The organism is Corynebacterium sp. 32222D000AT, assembly GCF_053546955.1.
This window is the reverse complement of sequence record NZ_JBPPVW010000037.1, coordinates 1-1,290: the sequence shown is the minus strand read 5'-3', so window position 1 is coordinate 1,290 and position 1,290 is coordinate 1. Positions and strand designations below refer to the sequence as shown.

The following is a 1,290-nucleotide window of genomic DNA, read 5'->3' as shown; positions in this document are numbered from 1 at the left end:
TGGGGTTGCCCGCAAATCGTGGACACGTAGTGGAGCTACCTAGTGGTTAGGCAGCTATTTCTTTTCTGCTGGTGGTTAGACCAATGCGGTTCTCAAAGTCGACGGGGCTTGCCATACCGAGTGCGGAGTGTCGGCGTCGACGGTTGTAGACGACTTCAATCCAGTAGGCAACGGCCTTGCGTGCAGCATCACGGGTAAGCCATCGCTGCCGGTCATAGAATTCAGTCTTTAGCGTCGACCAGAACGACTCGGCCATCGCGTTATCGAAGCACACGCCCGTACGCCCCACAGACTGGGCAATGCCCAGGTTGCGGCACACTTCCCAGAGCTTCTCACTGGTAAATTGCGTTCCGCGGTCAGCGTGAAACACCAGCCCATCAGGAACGTCACCGCGTAGTGTATGCGCCATCTGCAGGGCCCGTTCGACCAAACTTGTGTCTTGAACGCTATCCATAGCCCAGCCCAGTACTCTGCGGGAATGACCATCGCGGACCGCGCACAAATACAACCAGCCCTGGCCGGTGCGCAGGTAGGTAATATCTGACATCCATACTCGGTTGAGCTCACCAGTATCAAACATGCGCTTGACCAAGTCAGGAAGACTCGACTTACGCTTGGTTTGGACCGTTGTCACTGGAACAAAGGCCCGCGGTGAAATCCCTGCAATGCCCATCATGCGCATCCGCTTAGCCACAGTCTTACGGTTAAGCACAATGTGGTAGCGCTCGGTAAGTTCTGCGGTGATCCGCGGAGCACCATAAACTTCATCGGAGTCTTTCCAAATCTGATGAATCTTACGGTCAACATCATCGTAAAATGCAACACGATCATCTTCGCCAGATAGCCGTTTCTGCTGCGCATGGGCCCATTTGTAATATCCAGATCGAGACACTTTTAATAGCCGTGCCATGCGCTTGATGCTGTAGTTCGCCTTCTCTCGCTGCATTAATTCGAACTTTTCTGCTCGCGTTGCTTTGCGGCGAAGAAGGCTGTCGCTTTTGACAAAAACTCGTTATCCATCTTGGCTTCAGCCAGCTCACGGCGCAGACGAGCATTCTCAGCACGAAGATCAGACTCACTCATCCCATCTGATGCTCCTCGGCGTTCACGCTCATTTTTTACCCACCGGCCTAAAAGCCCGGCGGAAACACCGATCTCCTTAGCCACATGAGCGATCGGGCGCTGCGACTCGATTACCAGGTTCGCGGCTTCACACCGGTACTCCGGCGTGTATTTCTTGCGCTGTTGACTCACAATGAACATCCTCTCCTACGGACACAAGATCCGCAC

1 protein-coding gene is annotated in these 1,290 nt (G+C 54.0%); it reads right to left on the bottom strand.

Annotated elements, in window-relative coordinates; translation table 11 throughout:
- Positions 1–46: 46 nt before the first annotated feature.
- Positions 47–1,263 (bottom strand): IS3 family transposase gene (locus ACEE23_RS11380; RefSeq protein ID WP_368534532.1). Its coding sequence is split into 2 segments (ribosomal slippage): positions 47–1,002 and positions 1,002–1,263, totalling 1,218 coding nucleotides; the frame shifts between segments, so codons are not numbered across the junction.
- Positions 1,264–1,290 lie beyond the last annotated feature (27 nt).